This is a genomic window from Streptomyces sp. 7R007 (genome assembly GCF_054850255.1).
In genome coordinates this window covers 45,147-66,616 of the sequence record NZ_JBTWMV010000035.1, presented here as the reverse complement: position 1 = coordinate 66,616, position 21,470 = coordinate 45,147, and the positions used below count along the sequence as shown (strand labels likewise).

Here is a 21,470-nt window from a genome sequence, read left to right as displayed (position 1 = left end):
CGGACTTGTTACATGGCTATCGGGCGAGGATCTCCGCATAACGGACACAGGGGGCTCGGCGGCGCCCGGAAAATGGGTTGCAAAAAGCCCGGGCGCCCCCAAGATGGGGGCACCCGGGCTCGGGGTGTCCGGATCTAGCCGTGCTTGGCGCGGCTCGCGGCGCGGGCCCGCTCCCGGGCGTCCAGGTTCACCTTGCGGATGCGAACGGCCTCCGGGGTGACCTCCACGCACTCGTCGTCGCGGCAGAACTCCAGCGACTGCTCCAGCGAGAGCTTGCGCGGCGGGACGATCGACTCGGCCACGTCGGCCGTGGACGACCGCATGTTGGTGAGCTTCTTCTCCTTGGTGATGTTGACGTCCATGTCGTCGGAGCGCGAGTTCTCGCCGACGATCATGCCCTCGTACACCTCGGTGCCCGGCTCCACGAAGAGCACGCCGCGCTCCTGGAGGTTCGTCATCGCGAACGCGGTGACGACACCGGCGCGGTCGGCGACCAGCGAGCCGTTGTTACGGGTCTGCAGGGTGCCGAACCAGGGCTCGAAGCCCTCGTGGATGGAGTGCCCGATGCCGGTGCCGCGGGTCTGGGTCAGGAACTCCGTCCGGAATCCGATCAGGCCGCGGGAGGGCACGACGAACTCCATGCGCACCCAGCCCGAGCCGTGGTTGGACATGTTGTCCATCCGGCCCTTGCGCACACCCATGAGCTGCGTGACCGCGCCCATGTGCTCCTCGGGCACGTCGATCGTCATGCGCTCGACGGGCTCGTAGACCTTGCCGTCCACGTCCTTCGTGACGACCTGCGGCTTGCCGACCGTCAGCTCGTAGCCCTCCCGGCGCATGGTCTCGACGAGGATGGCGAGGGCGAGCTCACCGCGGCCCTGGACCTCCCAGGCGTCGGGCCGCTCGGTCTCCAGCACCCGGAGGCTGACGTTGCCGATCAGCTCGCGGTCGAGCCGGTCCTTCACCTGGCGGGCGGTGACCTTGCGGTCCTTGACGGCCGCCTTCGCGTCGGCGCCCTTGCCGGTGCCGCCGCGGCCGACCAGCGGCGAGGTGTTGGTGCCGATCACCATGGAGATCGCGGGCTCGTCGACCGTGATCAGCGGCAGCGGGATGGGGTTCTCGGTGTCCGCGAGGGTCTCGCCGATCATGATGTCCGGGATGCCTGCGACGGCGCAGATGTCACCGGGGCCGGCCTTCTCGGCGGGCTTGCGGGTCAGCGCCTCGGTCATCATCAGCTCGCTGATGCGGACGTTGGCGATGGAGCCGTCCCGCTTGATCCACGCGACGGTCTGGCCCTTCCTGAGCTCGCCCTGCTCGACGCGGAGCAGCGCGATGCGGCCGAGGAAGTTGTCGGCGTCGAGGTTGGTGACGTGGGCCTGAAGCGGCGCGTCCTCGTCGTAGGTGGGCGCCGGGATGTGGTCCAGGATCGTCGAGAAGAACGGCTCCAGGCTGTCGCTGTCGGCCGGGACGGTGCCGTTCTCCGGCTTGGTCAGGGAGGCGACGCCGTCGCGGCCGCAGGCGTAGACGATCGGGAACTCGATCTGCTCCTCGTCCGCGTCCAGGTCGAGGAAGAGGTCGTAGGTCTCGTTGACGACCTCGTCGATCCGGGCGTCGGGCCGGTCCGTCTTGTTGATGCACAGGATGACGGGCAGGCGGGCCTGCAGCGCCTTGCGCAGCACGAAGCGGGTCTGCGGCAGCGGGCCCTCGGAGGCGTCGACGAGCAGGACGACGCCGTCCACCATCGACAGACCGCGCTCGACCTCGCCGCCGAAGTCGGCGTGGCCGGGGGTGTCGATGATGTTGATGGTGATGGGCTCCCCGCCGTCCTTGGGGTGGTACTTCACCGCCGTGTTCTTGGCGAGGATCGTGATGCCCTTCTCACGCTCCAGGTCGTTCGAGTCCATCATGCGGTCGTCGACCTGGTCGAGCTGGTGGGCGGCGAAGGCACCGGCCTGCTTCAGCATGCCGTCGACGATGGTCGTCTTGCCGTGGTCGACGTGGGCGACGATGGCGACGTTGCGGATGTCGTGGCGCGTGGCCATGAAGGCGTACTCCTGGAGTGTGAGGAAGGCCGGCGCGTACGTCGGTGATACGCGGACCCTGCCGGGCTGAACACGCCACGGCCTTACCCCATGGTACGTGGCCCTGCGGCGGGCGGCCTCCGCAGGGCCGTGCGCCTCAGTGCCCGGAACCGCTCGCGGAGGGCTTCGCGCCCTTCTTCAGAAACCCCATGTCCTCGTAGACCGGCGTCTGGAATCCGAACGACCCCGCGTTCACCACGTCCTTCTTCGCGGCCGTCAGCTGCGGCCGCTGGTACAGCGGGATCGAGCCGGCCGCCGCCCAGATGCGCGCGTCCGCCTTCCTGATCAGCTCCCGGCTCTCGTCCTCGTCCAGCGTCGCCACCGCCTGGTCGAACAGCTGGTCCACCTGGTCCGTGCCGACGCGCGTGTAGTTCTGCTCGACGTTGAGCGAACCGTCGGCGGCGGGCACGGGCTTGGCGTAGACCGGCCGCGCGTCCGTGGCCGGGAAGGCGGACGCGGGCCACGAGTACAGCGCCAGGTCGTACTGCCCGGACGCCACGTAGTCCTTGAAGTAGCTGTCGTCGGAGACCTTCTTGATCTGCGTGCGGATGCCGACCCGCGCCAGCATCCCGCTGATCCGGTCGGCGACCGTCCGCAGCGTGTCCGACCCCGCCCCCGAGGGCAGCACGAACCGCAGCGCGAGCGGCTTGCCGTCCTTCGCGAGCATCCCGGACGCCGCCCCGGCCGGGGCCGCCGTCCCCCTGGGCGCGTACGCGCCGGGCGCCCCGCCCTGCCTGAGGTGCTTGTACTGCTTGCCGTCCTGGGCCAGGTGCCGGGCGCCGTCGCCCCCGGTGCCCTCCCCCTTGTCGTCCTCGCCGACGATGTACGTCCCGTCGTCCCCGCCCTGCGACTCCTCCTCCGCCTTCCGGCCCTCGCCCCCGGCGGCCTTCTCGCCCTTCTTCTGCTTCTTCTTCTGCTGCTCCTCCTCCTTGACCGGCCCGCCGGGCACCCAGCCCGCGTCGGCGAGCAGCGCCTGCGCCTGAGCGGTGTCCTGGCCGCCGAGCGCGCCGCTGTTGTCGGCGTAGCCGGCCTGCCCGGACAGCGCCAGATGGCTGCCGACGGGCACGGCGGGCAGCCCCAGCGGGTCGAGCACGGCCGCGGCGAGCGCCTTGCGGTCGAGGGCGCGGGCGACGGCCCGGCGCACGCGCTCGTCGGCGAGGGGGCCGGCGGAGCCGTTGAGGGCGAGCTGGGTGTACGCGGGCTCCAGCGACCGGCGGACCTCGAAGCCGCGCAGGTTCTGCTGACGGCGCGGTGCCTTCGGCCCGGTGCGGCGGCCGGCCGGGCCCTGCAGCGGGGTGCCCGTGCCCTTGGCCCGTGAGGCGACGGCGATGCTCTCGGCCGCGGCGGGGTCGATCTCGGCGAGGTCGATCGTGCCGGCCGCGAGCGCGGCGGTGCGCTTGTCGCGCGGTACGGCCTTCAGGTCGATCTCGGAGAGCTTGGCGGGGCGGCCCCACCAGCGGGGGTTGCGGACCAGGACGATCTCGTCGTTCTTGCGGTCGACCTTCTGGACGGCGAAGGGCCCGGCGGTGACCTTCAGCTTGCGCCGCGCGCCGTCGTTGAAGGCGTCCGGGGTGCCCATGACGTCCTTCGGGTACAGCGGCGTGAACAGCGACTTCCAGTCGGCGTACGGCCGCGCGAAGGTGACCTTGACCTCCAGGTCGCTGGCGCCGCGCTCGATCTTCTCGATGCGGTCGTAGCCGGCGTTGCGGGCCGTCCAGTAGGCGCTGTCCTTGCCGGACAGGGCGCGCCACTGGGCGGCGAAGTCGGCGGCGCCGATCTCGCGGCCGTCGCTCCACACCGCCTGCTGGTTCAGCTTGTACAGCACGACCTGCTTGGGCTCGGTCGCGACGACCTTGGCGGACTCCAGGTACTCCGGGTCGGCCTGCGGGCGGCCGTTCGCGTCCAGCCGGTACAGCGCGGGCAGGACGGCCTGGGCGACGCGCGTGGTGGCCGCGTCGGCGTCCGCCTGGAAGGTGTTGAGCGTCTGCGGCACGTCGTCCACGGCCCAGCGCAGGGTGCCGCCGTCGGCGACCAGGGCACGGGCGGCGGGCGCGATGTCCTGGCCGGCCAGGGGCTTGCCCTCGGTGTCGTCGGACCCGCACCCCGCGAGCAGGGGCACGGCGAGCGCGCCGGCGGTGAGGAGGGCGACAGAACCGAGCGCACCGCGAGAGGTGCCACGGGCGGCCCTGGCGCGAGTGCGGGTGCGTTGTGGCTGGTCACGCTCGCGCGGCGATAGCCGCAGATCCAACTCAGCCCCGCGCCCCTTTGGGGCGCTTCCAGCGCCGTCGTGCGACATTCTTGCGTACCTCCGGGGAGCGGCTCCCACCCGTGATGCGGGTGCGTTCTGATCACGTTTGGCGGTATTTGGAGCTCATCAGATCTACGGCCTCACTGAAGAGGAAAGGGTTCGCCTGCCGGGCGCGACACGGCGGCCCGGGCCGCGAAGCCCACCCGTGCGGCGCAATGCGACCGGCGTGCGCGGGGGGCACGCGGACGGTCCGGATCCGCCAATCGCTGCACGTCCCTTCCCACCGGCAGGTGTGACGCGCAACACTCGCAGGCGCATGAACGTCTCCGTCCACGGCACAGCCGCCCGCGGAAGTGAGGTCACGTCATGTCCGTGCACGACGAACTGACGTCAGTCCAGCGCAGCCTCGACGACCTGTTCCGGTCGCTGGGACGGCTGGAGAAACAGCTCGGCACCGCCGGCCTGGAGATGCGACGCGTCCGGGCCGACGCCAACCACCTGCGTGAAAGCGTGGCGCTGCTGCGCGACGCGGCCGCCGGCCCCGCCGCCCCCAGGCGCCCGGAACTGGTCACCATCCCCGACACCCCCTACGACAGCTCCCTGTGGACGGACACGGACGACGAGGGCCTCGGCTCCCACCACGGACCCGGCCACTGAGCGTCCCCCGACACCGACCGGAGTCAAGAGTTGGCCACTGGTACGGAACCCCAACTGAACAGCGGCGGCGTACGCACCGGTACGCGCGCCGCGATCGCCGCCCCGCACCTGCGCACGGACCGCTGGTGGCTGGCCCCCGCCGCCACCGCCGCCGGTCTGCTCGCCTTCGTCGTGTACTCGACGTGGCGGGCCTTCGCGAACGCGGACTACTACTCGGCGCCGTATGTCTCGCCGTTCTACTCGCCGTGCCTGGCGGAGAACTGCAAGAACATGCCCTCGGGCCCGAACGCCGACCTCTTCGGCGGCTGGTGGGGCATCTCCCCCGCGATCATCATCCTGATCTTCCCGCTCGGCTTCCGCCTGACCTGCTACTACTACCGCAAGGCCTACTACCGGGGCTTCTGGGCGTCCCCGCCGGCCTGCGCGGTGGCCGAGCCGCACAAGAAGTACACCGGCGAGACCCGCTTCCCGCTGATCCTGCAGAACGTCCACCGGTACTTCTTCTACGCGGCGATCCTGGTCGCGGGCGTGCTGACGTACGACACGGTGCTCTCCTTCCGCGACACGGACGAGAACTGGGGCCACATGGGCCTCGGCACCCTGGTCTTCCTCGCCAACATCGTGCTGATCTGGGCGTACACCCTCTCCTGTCACTCCTGCCGGCACATCGTCGGCGGCAAGCTCAAGCACTTCTCCAGGCACCCGGTGCGCTACCGGATGTGGCAGCTGGTCGGGAAGCTCAACGCCCGGCACATGCTGCTGGCGTGGGCGTCGCTGGTGAGCGTGGCGCTCGCCGACTTCTACGTCTATCTCGTCGCCTCCGGCGCCTTCGACGATCCGCGATTTTTCTGATGAGTGGGGCCTTGTGATGTCCGTGGTCGACCGCCAGGAGTGGGACGTCGTCGTGGTCGGCGCCGGGGGCGCGGGCCTCCGGGCCGCCATCGAGGCGCGCGAGCGAGGCGCCCGTACGGCAGTCATCTGCAAGTCGCTGTTCGGCAAGGCGCACACGGTGATGGCCGAGGGCGGCATCGCGGCGGCGATGGGCAACGTGAACTCCGGCGACAACTGGCAGGTGCACTTCCGCGACACCCTGCGCGGCGGCAAGTTCCTCAACCAGTGGCGGATGGCCGAGCTGCACGCCAAGGAGGCGCCCGAGCGGGTGTGGGAGCTGGAGACCTGGGGCGCCCTGTTCGACCGCACCAAGGACGGCCGGATCTCCCAGCGCAACTTCGGCGGCCACGAGTACCCGCGCCTGGCGCACGTCGGCGACCGCACCGGCCTGGAGCTGATCCGCACGCTCCAGCAGAAGATCGTCTCGCTCCAGCAGGAGGACAAGCGGGAGACCGGCGACTACGAGTCCCGGCTGAAGGTCTTCCAGGAGTGCACGGTCACGCGGGTGCTCAAGGACGGCGAGCAGGTCTCCGGGGTCTTCGCCTACGAGCGCGAAAGCGGCCGTTTCTTCGTCCTGGAGGCGCCCGCCGTGGTGATCGCCACCGGCGGCATCGGCAAGTCCTTCAAGGTCACGTCGAACTCGTGGGAGTACACGGGCGACGGCCACGCGCTGGCGCTGCTGGCCGGGGCGCCCCTGCTGAACATGGAGTTCGTGCAGTTCCACCCGACGGGCATGGTCTGGCCGCCGTCGGTCAAGGGCATCCTCGTCACCGAGTCGGTGCGCGGCGACGGCGGGGTGCTCAGGAACTCCGAGGGCAAGCGGTTCATGTTCGACTACATCCCCGACGTCTTCAAGGAGAAGTACGCGGAGTCGGAGGAGGAGGGCGACCGCTGGTACGACGACCCGGACCACAACCGGCGCCCGCCGGAGCTGCTGCCGCGTGACGAGGTGGCCCGCGCGATCAACGCCGAGGTGAAGGCGGGCCGGGGCTCGCCCCACGGCGGGGTGTTCCTGGACGTGTCGACGCGGATGCCGGCCGAGGTCATCCGGCGCCGGCTGCCGTCGATGTACCACCAGTTCAAGGAGCTGGCCGACGTCGACATCACCGCGGAGGCGATGGAGGTCGGGCCCACCTGCCACTACGTGATGGGCGGTATCGCGGTCGACTCCGACTCGGCGGCGGCCCGCGGGGTGCCGGGCCTGTTCGCGGCCGGCGAGGTGGCGGGCGGCATGCACGGCTCCAACCGGCTGGGCGGCAACTCGCTGTCCGACCTGCTGGTCTTCGGACGCCGGGCGGGCTGGCACGCGGCCGAGTACGCGACGCGACGGGCGGGCGCCCGCCCGCCCGTGGACGACGTACAGGTGGACTCGGCGGCGGCGGAGGCGCTGCGGCCGTTCTCCGCGGAGGGCCCGGCGCCCGGCGAGGACGAGGGACGCCCGCCGGAGAACCCGTACACCCTCCACCAGGAGCTCCAGCAGACCATGAACGACCTGGTCGGCATCATCCGCCGCGAGGGCGAGATGGAGCAGGCCCTGGAGAAGCTCGCGGAGCTTCGCGTACGGGCGCGCAGGGCCGGCGTCGAGGGCCACCGCCAGTTCAACCCCGGCTGGCACCTCGCGCTGGACCTGCGCAACATGCTGCTGGTCAGCGAGTGCGTGGCCCGGGCGGCGCTGGAGCGCACCGAGTCGCGCGGCGGCCACACCCGCGAGGACTTCGGGGCGATGGACCGCACGTGGCGCAACGTCAACCTGCTGTGCCGGCTCACCGACCCGACGGGCGGGCTGGCCGCGACGGACCCCGTGCGCGGCCAGATCACCCTCACCCGCGAGACCACCGAACCCATCCGCCCGGACCTGCTCGCCCTCTTCGACAAGGAGGAGCTGGTCAAGTACCTCGCCGAAGAGGAGCTGTACGAGTGAGCAGCTACAAGGCCCGCTTCAAGGTGTGGCGGGGTGACGTCGGAGGCGGCGGCCTGGAGGACTTCGAGGTCGAGGTCAACGACGGCGAGGTGGTCCTGGACATCATCCACCGCCTGCAGGCCACCCAGGCGCCCGACCTCGCCGTGCGCTGGAACTGCAAGGCGGGCAAGTGCGGTTCGTGCTCGGCGGAGATCAACGGCCGCCCGCGGCTGATGTGCATGACGCGCATGTCGGTGTTCACGCGCGAGGAGACCGTCACGGTGACTCCCCTGCGCGCGTTCCCCGTGATCCGCGACCTGGTGACGGACGTCGGCTTCAACTACGCCAAGGCGCGCGAGGTCCCGGCCTTCGTGCCGCCGGCCGGGCTCGGGCCCGGCGAGTACCGCATGTTCCAGGAGGACGTGGACCGTCCGCAGGAGTTCCGCAAGTGCATCGAGTGCTTCCTGTGCCAGGACACCTGCCACGTCGTGCGCGACCACGAGGAGAACAAGCCGGCCTTCGCCGGCCCCCGCTTCCTGATGCGGGTCGCCGAACTGGACATGCACCCGCTGGACGCCGCGCAGGAGTCGGGCCTGGACCGCAAGCGCACGGCCCAGGACGAGCACGGCCTCGGCTACTGCAACATCACCAAGTGCTGCACGGAGGTCTGCCCCGAGAACATCAAGATCACGGACAACGCCCTGATCCCGCTGAAGGAACGCGCCGTCGACCGCAAGTACGACCCGCTGGTGTGGCTGGGCTCGAAGATCAGGCGGAGGTCTTCGTCGTAGGCGTACGCCGGCCGGCCCGCAGCCCGCGACTCTGCACGAACAGGCCGGCCATGAACGCGACCCAGCCGAGCACCGGCAGGATTCCGAAGGCGGGGCGCGGGGTGTGCAGCGGGCCGAGGAAGGCGAACAGGGTCATGCCCACCGCGCCGAGCAGCGAGCCGTAGCCCCACAGCCGCGGCCGCACCACGGTCCTGCCCCACGGCGGTGTCCAGTCCCGGACGACCGCCGCGACCCCGCCCGCCGCCAGGACGATCACGCACACCCCGACGGCCGCCCGCAAGAAGGAATCCATCCGATCATCGTCTCAGAAGGGCGGGGCGGACACGGCGCCTTGGGCGTACTCAGCGGGCCCAGTCGTTGTCGTACGCCGTCCAGTCCGCCTCCGTCGCCGCGAAGTCGACGTACAGGGCGACGCCGAAGCGGGCGCGGTCGGCGTCCGTGCGGGTCAGGCCGAGGCGGACGCCGCGGACGGCCGCGGGGACCGTCTCGGCGCGGGCCATGTGGCCGAAGCGGTTGTCGTGGAAGAAGGGCAGGCCCATGAGCAGGTCGGTGGAGCCGGGGGTGACCTCCAGGGCCAGGGAGGTCTGCTGGGCGACGTAACCGCCGTACAGGCCCGGCAGCGGCTGCATGGTGTCGTACGACATCACCGCGATCTGGTCGACCCGGCGCGCCACCTGCCCGAAGAACTCCTGCGACCACCACTTGGGGTGCCCGGTGAGCGTGCCCCAGACGGAGTGGAACGCCGGGAGCGGGTCGATCTGGTGGGCGGCGACGGACAGCACGCCGCCGCGGGCGCGAGTCTCGCGGTGCAGGGCGTCGAGCAGGGCGAGGTAGTGGCGGTCGCCCGAGTGCAGGGGCTCCAGGTCGAAGTGGGCGCCGTCGAAGCCGGCGGCGAGGACGTGGCGGGCGGAGCGGACGACGGCGGCGCGGGTCGCGGCCCGCTCCAGCCGCATGCCCTCCGGTCCCTCGCTCGCCAGCACGTCACCGAGCCACGCCTGCACGCGCACGCCCGGCAGCTTCCGGTGCACGGCGTCGATCAGCCAAGGCGCCTTCGGACAGGCCGACGCGGGCAGCGTGCCGTCGTGTTCCAGCGGGCCCGCGTGCACGTACAGGTCGCGGATGCCGGTGCCGCGCAGCCGGCGCGCGAGGGCGTCGACGTCGGCGTCCCCTTTGCGGCCGTCGACCCAGGCGTGGCCGAGCCACAGGGCGTCCCGGTTCCTGGTGTACGTGCCGTCCGCCGGATCGCCGGTGTAGTTCACGCGGAGGGCGGCTTCGGCGGCGAGGAGCGGAAGCAGCACGGCGAGGACGACACCGAGCGTGATCCGGCGCGTCCAGCGGGCCCACCGGGGCCAGGGCCGCCAACGCGGCCGGCGGCGCCTTCGGGCCGGGGTCCGCTCCTCGCTCGCTTCGCCGTCCTCGGCCCGTGCCGTCTCCATCGCCGTCTCCCCCTCGGACGCACCCCGCTCGCGCCGTCGCTTTGCTGCCCATACGCTCCGGAATGTGACGTCTTCCCTGATACGGGGCCGGCCGCGACGGGCCGGCTCGCACATATCCGTGCGGGTCGCGCACGCCCTGCTGGGCGCGCTCGCCGGAGCGGTGTGGCTCGTGTTGCCAGGGATGACGATCACCGACGATCCCCCGGTTCCGGTCGCCCCCGCGGGCTCCGTCGCGAGCGCCGCCGCGCCGGAGCCGGACGAGACGTCGTCCACGAACCTGGTGCTGCCGCTGGTCGTGGCCGGCGCGGTGGTGGTGCTGGGCGCGTACGGCTACGTGCGGCGCACCCGGCGGGCGCGGACGCGGACGCGGACCACGCCGGGCGGCTCGGCCCCGCCGCCGCCCGGGCCGCCGCTGACCGAGGCCGACGACGAGGCGCGGTCCCTGCTGGTCGAGGCCGACGAATGGGTGCGCGCCAGCCGCGAGGAACTCGCCTTCGCCGAGGCCCGCTTCGGGACGGACGCCGTGGCGCCCTTCGCGCGGGCGCTGCGGGAGGCGGAGGCGGAGCTGTCGGCCGCCTTCCGGATGCGGCAGCGGTACGAGGACGGCGTACCGCAGGAGGAGACGGCACGGCGGCAGGCGCTGGCCGGGATCGTGGGGCGCTGCCGGGAGGCGGGGCGGCGGCTGGACGCGGAGGCCGGCGGGATGTGGCGGCTGCGGGGACTGGAGGGGGGTGTGGGCGAGGCGCTGGAGGTGGCGGAGGGGCGCTTCCGCGAGCTGACGGGGCGCGTCGGGGGCGCGGAGGCGACGCTCGCCGGGCTGGTGAGGCGGTACGCGCCGTCGGCGTCCGCCGCCGTCACCGGTCACGTCGAAGAGGCCACGGACCGCCTGGTGTCGGCCACGGCCCACCTCAACTCGGCCCGCCAGGCGGCCGACACGGGCCGCACGGACGAGGCGATACGTCACCTGCGCGCCGCCGAGTCCGCCATCGCCCGGGCCGACGTCCTCCTCACCGCCCTCGACCGTCTCGCCACCGACCTGAGAACGGCCGAACACCTGGTACCGGCAGCACTGACGGGCGCGGAGACCGACATCGCGGCACTGCGACGGCACTTGGCAGCCGCGAAACCGACGTCCGAGCAGCCGCCGGAGACCACGGGACCGGGCGGGCACGCGAGCGCCCGGACGGACGTAGAGCCAGCGTCCGAGCAGTCGCCGGAGGGTACGGAAGCAGGCGAGCGGGCGAAGGCGCGGATGCGCGCGGAGTCGGCGGCCGAGCAGCCGCCGGAGACCACGGAACCGGGCGGGCACGCGAGCGCGCGGACTGACGCGGAACCGGCGGCCGACCGGTTGCCGGAGGGTGCGGGAGTGGGCGGGCGGGCGAGGGCGTGGGCGGGCGCGGAGGCGGGCGATGGTCTTCGGGATGGTGTTCTCCACGCCGACGTCGCGCTGGGCACCGTGCGCAACGAGGTGACCTCCGGTCCCTACGACCCCCTGGCCGCCCTTCGGCGGATCGTGCAGGCGCTGGTGCCGCTGGGGGCGGGCAGGGCCGGGGTGCTGTCGGTCGCCGCGTCCCTCGTCGCGCGGCAGGCCGCCGACGCCGCCGCCGACTTCGTCGCCGTCCACCGGGAAGCGGTCGGCAGCACCGCCCGGACCCGGCTGGCCGAGGCCCGGTGGCTGCTCGGCGGCGCCGACCCGGAGGGGCTCCTCACCGCGGACGCCCTGGCCCGGCAGGCCCGTGAGTTCGCCGAGCAGGACGTGCGGATGCGGAGCGACACGGCCGCCGAGGTGCCGGCCGGCTTCGGCGGCCCCGGCGTCAGAAGAGGCTCAGCAGCGCCTCCGCCGGGTCCGTGAGCCCCGTCTCCCCGTCGGGCAGCGGGAGTTCGAACCACACCGTCTTGCCGCGCGGGGTGCGCCGCGAGCCCCAGGCCGCGCTGAGCAGCCCGACCAGTTGCAGGCCCCGGCCGCCCTCGTCGGTGTCGCGGGCGCGGCGGCGGCGCGGCTGGACCAGTCCGGAGTCCCAGACCTCGCACACCAGCGTGCGGTCCAGGAGCAGCCGGAGTCTGATCTCGCCCTCGCCGTAGCGCAGCGCGTTGGTGACCAGTTCGCTGACCAGCAACTCCGTGGTGTCGACGAGGGGTTCGAGGTCCCAGGACAGCAGCTGGCCGCGCGCGTACTCACGGGCGCGGCCCACACTGCGCGGTTCGCGCGGCAGCGTCCAGTCGCCCACGGAGTCGGCGGGCAGGCCCTGGACGCGGGCCATCAGCAGCGCGATGTCGTCCTCGCCGTGGTGGGTGTCGAGGGTGTTGAGGACGTGGTCGCAGACGTCCTCCAGCGGGCTGGAGGGGTCGGTGAGGGCGCCCACGAAGGCCTGCAGGCCCTCGTCGAGGGGGTGGTCGCGGGATTCGACCAGTCCATCCGTGTAGAGCGCGAGAAGGGCGCCTTCCGGCAGTTCGACCTCGACCTCCTCGAAGGGCTCCCCGCCGACGCCGAGCGGCATGCCCGGCGGCACGTCGAGCATGAGGGCGTCCTCGCCCGGTTCGACCAGGACGGGCGGCAGATGGCCCGCGTTGGCGAAGGTGCAGCGGCGGGTGACGGAGTCGTAGACCGCGTACACGCAGGTCGCCAGGTACACCTCGGACAGGTCGGCCTCGCGGGGGCGGCGCGCGGCGCGGGTGGCCTGCTGGACGCCGCCGGGGGCGCCGAGGCCGCGCGCGATCTCGTCCAACGCGCTGAGCACCTCGGCCGGTTCGAGGTCGAGCAGGGCCAGGGTGCGCACGGCGGAGCGCAGTTCGCCCATCGCCACCGCCGCGCGCAGTCCGCGGCCCATCACGTCGCCGACCACCAACGCCGTGCGGTGGCCCGGCAGTTCGATCACGTCGAACCAGTCGCCGCCGACCTCGCTGGGCCGGTCGGAGGAGGAGTTGCCGGGCAGATAGCGGCAGGCGATGTCCAGGCCGGAGGCGACCGGGTCGCCCGGCGGCAGCAGGGACCGCTGCAGGATCAGCGCCCGCTCGTGCTCCCGGCGGTACAGGCGGGCGTTGTCGATACAGACCGCGGCCCGCGCGGCCAGCTCCACCGCCAGATCGCGGTCCCGGTCCCCGAACGGCTCGCTGCCCTTGGTCCGCGCGAACTGCGCGAGTCCCACGACGGTGTCGTGGGCGACCATCGGCACGGCGAGCGTGGACTGCACCAGGCCGCCCTCCTCGCCGGGGACGAGCTGGGTGCGCATGGTGCGCAGGGCGTCCGCGCAGGGCGAGTTGAAGGGGTAGTGGTGGACGGCGCCCACGGAGACGGGCGCCCCGGTGCCGGCGAACGGCGCGTCGGAGACGGCGCTGGCGAAGGCCACCCGGCGCAGCTCGGCGCTGCCGTCGGCGAGCCCGGGCGGGGTCTCGTCGCCGGCCAGCAGGCCCTGGTAGAGGTCGACGGTGGCGAGGTCGCAGAAGCCGGGGACGACGACGTCGAGGAGTTCGCGGGCGGTGGTCTCCAGGTCGAGGGAGTTGCCTATGCGGGCGCCGGCCTCGTTGAGAAGGGCGAGATTGCGCCGCGCGGCGGCGGCCTCGCGGGCGGCGGCGCGGCGGGCGGTGATGTCGGTGGCGAGCCAGGCGATGCCGATGGGGCGGCCGGAGCCGCTGTGCACGCGGTAGAGGTTGATGGACCAGTGCCGGCGGTCGTCCGAACCCGGCAGGAAGCCCGTGACGTGCATGTCCGTGATGGAGTCGCCGGTCTCCAGGACCCGGCGCAGGGTGGCCGCGACCCGCTCGGCCTCGGGGCGGGGCAGGTAGTCCTGCACGGTCTTGCCGCGGTGGTCGTCGGGGGTGCCGCCGAAGAGGGAGGCGAACCGCTCGTTGGCGCGCCGGACCCGCAGGTCGGTGTCGATGAGCAGGAAGCCGAAGGGAGACTGACCGAAAATGGACTGCGAGGCGGCGAGGTCGGTCTCGATGCTGCGCAGGGTGCGTACGTCGACGACGATGCAGACGGCGGCCTTCTCGCCCTCCTCGGTCCGCGTCGGCATGACGTAGACCTCGGCGAGGCCCTCGCGGCCGCCCTCCTCCTCGGCCGTCCGGGGTGTGCGGAAGGGCACGACGCCGGTCCACTCCCGGCCGTCGAGGATCTCGGCCATCTTGCGCTGGCCCCGGTCGCGCAGGTCGGGGTCGATGAACGCCTCGATGGGGTCCATGCCGACGGCGTGCTCGGCCGGGATGCCGAAGAGCTGCTCGGCGCGCAGGCTCCACTGGTCGACGAGCCCGTCGGGGCCGATGGAGAAGGAGGCGACCTTGATGTAGTCGTAGATGGAGCCGGGCGGGCTGCTCTGCCAGACGGCCTCCCCGGGGGGCAGGTCGCCGAGTCCGGTGTCGCGGAGGGGCTCTCCGGAGGAGGGCAGCCCTGTCCGGCCCGTCGCGGTGTCGCGCGTAGCGTCCGCCGCGGCATCACCCGCGGCTCCTGTCCTCGCGCCGCCCGACGGGTCCTCGGACTCCGTGGCCTTCGCTGGTATCTCGCTCACGCGAACCGTCCCCTCCAGCTCACCGCGTCCGGTACCGGTCACCGGCGGCGGCTGCCCGCAGTATCCAGCACTACGGCGCCGCACAACACGGTGTTCACGATCACAGCACGGTCCCGGCGGTTTTCGGTCCCGGCCGTGAGAACACTTCCAGTCTTCTAACCAGCCGACACGTCGTCGAATCCCGCCCGCCGGCAACCGCCACTGGCCTGAACCAGGCAGTCGACAGACGCCGGCCGGCCGTACAGGGCGGGTGGGCGGTCACGACCCGCCTGTACACGGCGCACGCCGGGCGTGCGCGCGCCTTCAGCCGGGCACCGCCAGTTCGAACCAGACCGTCTTGCCCGTCTCACCGGGCCGGGTACCCCAGCGGCGGGCGGTGAGCGCGACCAGCCGCAGCCCGCGGCCGCTCTCGTCCTCCGGGCGGGCCTCGCGCTCCCGGGGCGGGTCCGGGAGCGGGTCGGAGACCTCCACCAGCAGGACGCCGGCGAGGTCCGCGGGGCGCACCAGGCGGACGCCGATGGGGCCGGTGGCGTGCCGCAGGGAGTTGGTCACCAGTTCGCTGACCAGGAGGGCGGTGAGGTCGGCGAGGGTTTCCAGGTGCCAGGTGTGCAGTTGGCCGCGGACCGCCGCGCGGGCGTCGCGCACGGCGCCGGGTTCCGCGGGGAACGTCCATGCGGCGCGGTCGTCTTCGGTGTCGATCACGCCGATCACTTCCCGGGCCAGCGACTGCCTCATGTCCGGATTCATGAGGTTACTGGGGACATACCCGATATCGAGGGCGCCTAAGAGCTCGCGGGGTTCGGGTCTGCCAGGCCGGCCACGGCTCGGACGGCCGGCACGTCCTGGTCGAGCCAGTCGACCTGCCACGGGTCGTCGCGCGGCAGCCAGCGCAGTTCGTCGTGGTCCTGGAGGGGCTCGGGGGGCGGCGAGTCGGGGCGCAGCGTCGCCGTCCACACCTGGAGGACGTACGGCGGTCTCAGCGGCCACTCCCCCGGGACCCGCTCCTTCACCTCCGCCTCCACGCCCAGTTCCTCGTGGAGTTCGCGGGCCAGGGCCGCCTCGGGGGTCTCGCCCTGTTCGACCTTGCCACCGGGCAGCTCCCAGCGGCCGGCCAGGTCCTCGGGGGCGCTGCGGCGGGCGGCGAGGAGGCGGCCGTCCGCGGCGAGCAGGGCGGCTCCCACCACCACGATCCGTTCCGTCATGCGCGGGAGCCTACGGCAGGCGGGTCAGTTGTCGGTGGCCGTGCCGCCCTGGCCGTTCTGTCCGATCCGCTCGACCCAGTAGAGCTGTTTGTGGCCGCGGTGGTCGAGGCTGTCCGCGATCTTCTGGGCCTCCGCGCGGGTGGCGTAGCGGCCCACGCGGTAGCGGTTGCCGTTGTCGTCCTGCCGTATGACGAGCCAGGGAAGAGTGATCGTGCCGTCGTTCATCGCCCCGCACCGCTCCTTCCCTCACCGGCCCGTCCGCCGTCCGCCAGCGGTTCGTGCCGTACCCCACCCGCTAAGGAAACCGCAATCCGCATATGCCCGAGCCTACGCCTAACCTTTACGGAGCGAATACGGCTTTTCACAAAGAGGTACGCAACCGGCCAGGACGCAGGGGGCGCACGGCGACGAACGCGCCGTATACGGGGGGCGACAGGTCCGGTCAGCGGCGTCTCGGGCAGGCCGGGACGACCTGCGAGAACGGCCAGAATCGAGCGGCGCGCGGCAGGTGCGCGCGCCGCTGGCGGGCGGGGCGGCGCCCGCAAGGGTGTGCGCTACTTCACCGGGAGGTGGTACGCGACCCGGTAGCGGTCGGCCGGGACGACGACGTCGGCCGTCTCGACCGGGCGGCCGGAGGCGTAGAAGGTGCGCTGGATGACGAGGACGACATGGCCGGGGACGCCGCCGAGGGCGAGCAGTTCCTCGGCGAGGCCGGGGCGGGCGCCGACCTCCTCGGTGACGTTGTCCACGACGACGTCGATCGCCGCCATGCGCTCGACGACGCCCATGCCGCCGAGGGGGCCCTCCTCGGGGAGCATCACGGGGGTGCGGCCGGTGACCGCGAGGGGCTCCCAGGAGGTGGAGAGCATCATGGCCTCGCCGGCCTCCCGGAAGACGTACCTCGTGCACATCACGCGGTCGCCGGGGCGGATGCCGAGCCGCTCGGCGACGGCGCCGCTCGCCTCGGCCTGCTCGCTGCTGGACTCCCAGGTGCCGCGCGCCTCCGCGTCGGCCTGCTCCTGCCGGAAGGGCGTGGCCCCGCCGTCCGGGCGGAAGCCGGAGCGGAAGACGCGCCGGGGGACGGGACGCTCGCGCACGTACGTGCCGGAGCCGGAGCGGCCCTCGACCAGGCCCTCGGCCATCAGCACCTTGCGCGCCTCCAGGGCGACGGTGTCCGAGACGCCGTACTCCTCGCGGATCCTGGCCTGGGACGGCAGGCGGGTGTGCGGGGGCAGTGAACCGTCGACGATCTTCTTGCGGAGATCACCCGCGACACGCAGGTACGCCGGCTGGTCACCGAAAGTCACTGGCCGCTCCCATCAGTTGTACAGACAGCAACAGCGTGGCAACCGTGGGTTCGACCATGCAAGCAAAGGCCAGGGAATCACCCGATGTGATGACTTGTGCGGGCCGGGGGCTTTACGCAGGCACTTTCTCCCCGCTATAGCCGCGCTCACACCTCGTTCACACCGCGAAGTCGCCGTCGCCGTCGCCCGGGTCGTCCGCGGGCGGGTCCGCGATCAGCCCCAGAGCCTTGCGCGTGGTGACCGCCTTCGCCGGGGACATCAGGGTCATGACGCGGTCGTAGTGCCGGTAGAAGGTGTCCGCGTCGGTGGCGGCGGCAGCGCGCGCCCACTCCTTCCGCGCCGCCTCCACGTCCTTGACCAGGCCCGCGACCGGCTGCTTCGCGTCGGCGGGCCAGGAGTGGGCGCGCAGCAGGCCGGCCTCCTTGGTGAGCGCGGCGGAGACGTCGCCCGCCCACTTCCGGTTGGCCGGCAGGTCGTCGTCGGGGGTGTCCTGGGGCTGCGTGTCCAGGGCCTTGTTCCCCACGTTCACGGCCTGGAGGTAGGCGAGCTGGTCGGCGTCCAGGCGGGTCGCGTCGTTGCGCAGGGAGCCGGTCAGGCCGGCCTTTTCGTCCGTGTTGCCGAACAGGCAGGTGACCTCGCGGTCGCCGAAGCGCCAGCTGTCCTCGGTCGGCGTCAGGTAGTAGACGTCGACGTCGGCGGGGACGGCCCAGCCGTCCATGGCGTAGTCGTAGCGCAGGGCGTAGCACCGGCTGTCGGCCTCCTCGGTGACCCGGTCGTCGCCGGGGTACGAGGTGAACCCCGTCAGCTTGAACTCGGCGAAGACCTCCCCGTCGTGCTCGCCCTTGCACGGCACCTTGTCGACGTCGTACGCCTCGCCCTCCAGCGACCCGCCGGGCTCGTCGAAGCAGTCGCCCTTGTGCAGGGTGTACGCGCTGCCGTCGTCGCGGGCCGCGTCCTTGACGCCGTCCCAGACGTCGAACTGCGCGCCGGAGACGAGGGCGAGCGTCCACAGCACCAGTCCCAGGGAGGACAGGACCGTCCCCGCGACGGCCATGCCCTTGCCGCGCTCTCCCCGCCTCCTGATCTGCCGCAGCGCGATCAGCCCGAGCACCAGGCCGACGGCCGGGACGAAGCAGAGGATGCCCAGAACCAGCGCGGCGATCGCGACGCCGTTGACGGGCGCCGGCCGGTTGTAGGGGCTGTAGCCCTGACCCCAGGGCTGGTAGGGGTACGGCGCGCCGTACGGGCCCTGGGCGTACGGCCCTTGGGGGTACGGACCTTGCGGCTCCTGGGGCTGGGGGGACCCGGGCGGCGGGGGTATGGACACGGCTTGCGTGCTCCTGGTTCAGGCGGGCGGTGGTTCGGGCGGGCGGTGGTCCCGGCGAGCGGTGACGTGGGCGGGCGGTGGTTCAGGCGGAATGTGGCGCACGGCGGTCAGACGGCTGGGCGCATGGTAAGCGCGGGGCGCGGGAGGAGGGTACGCGGGCGACGAATGCGACGATCCGGATGCCCCGGGGGGCGGGAGGCCCGGCGCCCGGGCGGGCCGAGAAGCGGGGCGGGCGGGCCGGCGGCCGGGAGGCAGGCTGGGGGCAGGCCGAGAGGGTACAGGAGGCAGGCCGGGAGGGCCGGGAAGCCGGGGGCAGGGTGGAAGGCCGGGAAGCCGGGGGCAGGCCGGGAAGCCAGACGGCAGGCCGGGAAGCCGGACGGCAGGCCGGGAAGCCGGGCGGGGGCCTTGCGGTGCTGTCTCGCGGTGGTACCCGCGCGGTGCTTGCCTCCCGCTGCCGTCTCAGTCGGCGGTGTCCCCCTGTTCGCCCGCCAGTCGGCGCTGTTCCTCCTCCACGATGCGGCGGGCCAGCCCGGCGTCCGAGACGTCTATCGCGTCCGGGGTGGCGTCGGCGGTGTCGCTGCGGCGGGCGTAGGCGTCGAAGAGGCGGTCCTTGTCGGCGAGGATGCGCAGCAGGCGTTCGTCCACGCTGTCGGGGGCGAGCAGGCGGTGCACCTGGACCGGGCGGACCTGGCCCATCCGGTGGGCGCGGGCCACGGCCTGGTGTTCCAGGGTCGGCTTGACCTGCGGCTCGCAGAGGATGACCACGGACGCGGCCTGGAGGTTGAGTCCCGTACCGCCGGCCTCGATCTGCGCGAGCAGCACCGCGTGGCCGTCGGCCGCGGTGAAGTCGTCGACGAGCCGCTGGCGCCGGGCGGCCGGGACGGAGCCCGAGATCGGGCCGAACACCGCATCGTCGCCCAGCACTTGGCGGACCGCGCCGAGCACGTCCCGGAAGTACGAGAACACCACCGCCTTCAGGTCGTTGCCCGCCGCCTCCTCGACCAGCTCGCGCAGCCGCTGCAGCTTGGCCGACTTCTCCGGCTCGGCGTACGCGGCCCTGCGCATGGCCATGAAGTTGCCCTCGGCGACGGCGGCCCGGTAGGCGTCCTCGTCCGCGGCGCTGAACTCCTCCCACTCGTCGACCTGCACCAGCGCGGGCAGCTCGGTGAGCACGTCCTCCTGGTTGCGCCGCAGATAGGCGGGCGCGACGGCCCTGCGGAAGGCGTGCGGTCCGGCGACCGCGTCGCTGTCGCGTATCTGCGGGAGGAGCTCCGGCTGGAGGTAGCGCACGAGGGTGCGGAACTCGGCGACGCGGTTCTCCATCGGGGTGCCGGTGAGGAACAGGACGCGCTCGCAGTGCCCGGTCCACACCGCGATCGCGCGGGCGCGCCGGGTGTCGGGGTTCTTCACGTAGTGCGCCTCGTCGACGACGACCATCCCCGGCGCGGTGCCGTCCGGTGCGGGCAGGGTGTGCAGCAGGTCGAAGGTGGTGAGGGCGACCCCGCCGCGCTCCCGCCACTCGGCGTGCGCGTCCTGCCGGTCCGGGCCGTGCACCGGGATCGCCCTGAGGGTGCTGCGGGCGCGGATCTCACGGGTCCAGTTGATGAGCACGCTGGCCGGGCACACCACCAGGAAGTGCGTGTGCCCCTCCGCGGCGAGATGGGCGAGCGCGGCGATGGCCTGGACCGTCTTGCCCAGACCCATCTCGTCGCCGAGGACGACGCGGCGCTGGGCGAGGGCGAACCGGGCGCCGAAGGACTGGTAGCCGCGCAGCGAGACCCGGCTGTGCGTGTCGTCGAGCGGCTGTGCGTGCACCCGCTCGGCCACCTCGGTGGGCAGGTGCCCCTCGGCGGCGGCCACGTCCGTACGATGCTCGGAGACGTCGGCCAGGCGGCTGTAGTACTCGGCCGAGCGCAGTTCGAAGTCGACCCATGCCTCGATCTCGGAGGCCGGTTCGCGCAGCAGGTCGGCGGCGGCCTGGGCGAGGTGGAGCCGGGTGCCCCGCGCCGCCGCCTCGGCCGTCAGCTCGCGCAGCCGGTCCGTCGCCGCGAGGGCGGCCTCCCGGCGGCGCCGGCCGGCCAGCGCGAGGCGGAGGCGGCCGGTGGCCGGGCGGGCCGCGGGCAGCAGCTCGGCGAGGTCGCGCCGCAGCCGTTCGGCGCTCTCCACGGCCTTGCGCAGCTCGGGGCCCGCCTCGACGAGCCGGTGCAGCGCCACGACCAGGGCGGTGGTGCGCGGTTCGGGCCGGTCGACGTCGATGCGCACCGTCACGCTCTCCTCGACCGCCCGGGCGATCTGGCGTGCGGCGGCCAGGGCCTGGTCCGCGGTCTGGGCGCCGACGCCGGGGATCTGCCGCAGCTCGTAGCGGCTCGCCTCGTACACCGCGCGCACCGAGGAGAGGCCGGCCGCCTCGATCGCCGCGAGCCGGAGCCGGCCCTCGGTGGCGTCCTTGAGCCGGGCGACCGGGATGGACCCCAGCTCCTCGGCGACCAGTTCGTCCCTGAGCGGTACGAGGGCGGAGCGCACGGCGTCGAGGGTGCGGGCGTGGTCGTCGAGGACGGTGCGGGCGGCGTCGTAGAGCCGCGTCCCCTCCGCGTACACCTCCCGGGCAGCCGGCCGCGCCACCCCCTCCTCGCTCCCCGCCATGCCGCCTCCTCCCCGCGCCGCGCTTCCCGGTCCGCACATCCTTGCACCGGGGTCCGACAGCGCGGGCGGCCTGTGGACAACCGGAGGACATCAGAACGGCCCTGTGGAAACCACCTGACATGCGACCGACAGCCCGCGGGTGCGTGAGCCTGTGGGACCGTGAGCAAGTGGGCCCGGGGACAAGTGGGCCGCGGGCCCGGGGCAAGTGGGCCGCGGGCCCGGGGCAATTGCGCAGAGGCAGGTACGCAGCCGAGAGGCGGGACGGGCCCGTGGCCGACGGCGCACACGCGGTCGACAACACGGCAGCCCCCGCCCAACCGGCCCTCCACACACCCCACAACACGCCAGCCCTCCCCCCAACCGGCCCCCCGCGCGACGCGCACCGCACACAGCCCGAGCCCGGCCCGCCTCCCCCCCAACCCGCGCGGTGCGCGCCCCCACACCTCGACCGCCCCGTAGCCGACCCCCGCCGCACGCGACCCCCC

General features: G+C 73.0%; 16 protein-coding genes. 5 read left to right on the top strand and 11 right to left on the bottom strand.

Translation table 11 applies throughout. From position 1 onward, the window contains the following. Positions 1–134: 134 nt before the first annotated feature. Positions 135–2,042, bottom strand: coding sequence for a translational GTPase TypA (gene typA / locus ACYF6T_RS32930; protein ID WP_461701093.1), 1,908 nt, complete (start codon positions 2,040–2,042; stop codon positions 135–137). A 136-nt stretch (positions 2,043–2,178) separates the two neighbouring features. Further along, on the bottom strand, positions 2,179–4,200 hold the full coding sequence (locus tag ACYF6T_RS32925; RefSeq protein WP_461701092.1) for an ABC transporter family substrate-binding protein: 2,022 nt from the start codon (positions 4,198–4,200) through the stop codon (positions 2,179–2,181). 495 nt (positions 4,201–4,695) lie between these two features. On the opposite strand from ACYF6T_RS32925, the gene ACYF6T_RS32920 reads away from it, so the two are divergent. The 4 genes from ACYF6T_RS32920 to ACYF6T_RS32905 are packed head-to-tail and all read left to right on the top strand — an operon-like array spanning position 4,696 to position 8,568. Continuing rightward, entirely contained in the window at positions 4,696–4,986 is a 291-nt protein-coding gene (locus ACYF6T_RS32920; protein WP_461701090.1) for a hypothetical protein, read from the top strand. A 30-nt stretch (positions 4,987–5,016) separates the two neighbouring features. Then, on the top strand, positions 5,017–5,838 hold the full coding sequence (locus ACYF6T_RS32915) for a hypothetical protein (RefSeq protein WP_461701089.1): 822 nt from the start codon (positions 5,017–5,019) through the stop codon (positions 5,836–5,838). Positions 5,839–5,854: 16 nt separating this feature from the next. Further along, complete coding sequence (locus ACYF6T_RS32910) at positions 5,855–7,798, top strand: fumarate reductase/succinate dehydrogenase flavoprotein subunit (protein ID WP_461701088.1); 1,944 nt, start codon at positions 5,855–5,857, stop codon at positions 7,796–7,798. After that, positions 7,795–8,568, top strand: coding sequence for a succinate dehydrogenase/fumarate reductase iron-sulfur subunit (locus tag ACYF6T_RS32905; RefSeq protein WP_461701087.1), 774 nt, complete (start codon positions 7,795–7,797; stop codon positions 8,566–8,568). Before ACYF6T_RS32910 ends, ACYF6T_RS32905 begins: the two co-directional genes overlap by 4 nt. Here the strand turns inward: ACYF6T_RS32905 and ACYF6T_RS32900 are convergent. Then, positions 8,546–8,860: a hypothetical protein gene (locus ACYF6T_RS32900; RefSeq protein ID WP_461701086.1), complete on the bottom strand. Its 315-nt coding sequence runs from the start codon at positions 8,858–8,860 to the stop codon at positions 8,546–8,548. The two genes, ACYF6T_RS32905 and ACYF6T_RS32900, sit on opposite strands and share 23 nt — an antisense overlap. 49 nt (positions 8,861–8,909) lie before the next feature. After that, positions 8,910–10,004 (bottom strand): glycoside hydrolase family 18 protein, encoded by a 1,095-nt coding sequence (locus ACYF6T_RS32895; protein ID WP_461701084.1) that lies wholly within the window; start codon positions 10,002–10,004, stop codon positions 8,910–8,912. 64 nt (positions 10,005–10,068) lie between these two features. Between ACYF6T_RS32895 and ACYF6T_RS32890 the strand changes: the two genes are divergently transcribed. Further along, positions 10,069–11,856, top strand: a complete 1,788-nt coding sequence (locus tag ACYF6T_RS32890; RefSeq protein ID WP_461701082.1) for a hypothetical protein — start codon at positions 10,069–10,071, stop codon at positions 11,854–11,856. Here the strand turns inward: ACYF6T_RS32890 and ACYF6T_RS32885 are convergent. The 7 genes from ACYF6T_RS32885 to ACYF6T_RS32855 all read right to left on the bottom strand — a co-directional run bounded on the left by ACYF6T_RS32885 (position 11,819) and on the right by ACYF6T_RS32855 (position 20,985). Then, the gene (locus ACYF6T_RS32885; protein WP_461701081.1) at positions 11,819–14,506 is read right to left on the bottom strand and encodes a SpoIIE family protein phosphatase; all 2,688 of its coding nucleotides are present in this window, start codon (positions 14,504–14,506) and stop codon (positions 11,819–11,821) included. The genes ACYF6T_RS32890 and ACYF6T_RS32885 overlap by 38 nt on opposite strands. Before the next feature lie 303 nt (positions 14,507–14,809). After that, positions 14,810–15,241: an ATP-binding protein gene (locus ACYF6T_RS32880; RefSeq protein WP_461701079.1), complete on the bottom strand. Its 432-nt coding sequence runs from the start codon at positions 15,239–15,241 to the stop codon at positions 14,810–14,812. Between the two features lie 47 nt (positions 15,242–15,288). Continuing rightward, on the bottom strand, positions 15,289–15,708 hold the full coding sequence (locus ACYF6T_RS32875) for a (deoxy)nucleoside triphosphate pyrophosphohydrolase (RefSeq protein WP_461701077.1): 420 nt from the start codon (positions 15,706–15,708) through the stop codon (positions 15,289–15,291). A 24-nt stretch (positions 15,709–15,732) separates the two neighbouring features. Beyond that, positions 15,733–15,933 (bottom strand): SPOR domain-containing protein, encoded by a 201-nt coding sequence (locus ACYF6T_RS32870; RefSeq protein WP_461701075.1) that lies wholly within the window; start codon positions 15,931–15,933, stop codon positions 15,733–15,735. A 329-nt stretch (positions 15,934–16,262) separates the two neighbouring features. Next, positions 16,263–17,015, bottom strand: a complete 753-nt coding sequence (locus ACYF6T_RS32865; RefSeq protein WP_461701073.1) for a GntR family transcriptional regulator — start codon at positions 17,013–17,015, stop codon at positions 16,263–16,265. A gap of 157 nt (positions 17,016–17,172) precedes the next feature. Next, positions 17,173–18,342 (bottom strand): DUF4190 domain-containing protein, encoded by a 1,170-nt coding sequence (locus tag ACYF6T_RS32860; RefSeq protein WP_461701071.1) that lies wholly within the window; start codon positions 18,340–18,342, stop codon positions 17,173–17,175. 459 nt (positions 18,343–18,801) lie between these two features. After that, the gene (locus tag ACYF6T_RS32855) at positions 18,802–20,985 is read right to left on the bottom strand and encodes a DEAD/DEAH box helicase (protein WP_461701070.1); all 2,184 of its coding nucleotides are present in this window, start codon (positions 20,983–20,985) and stop codon (positions 18,802–18,804) included. Positions 20,986–21,470: the final 485 nt, after the last annotated feature.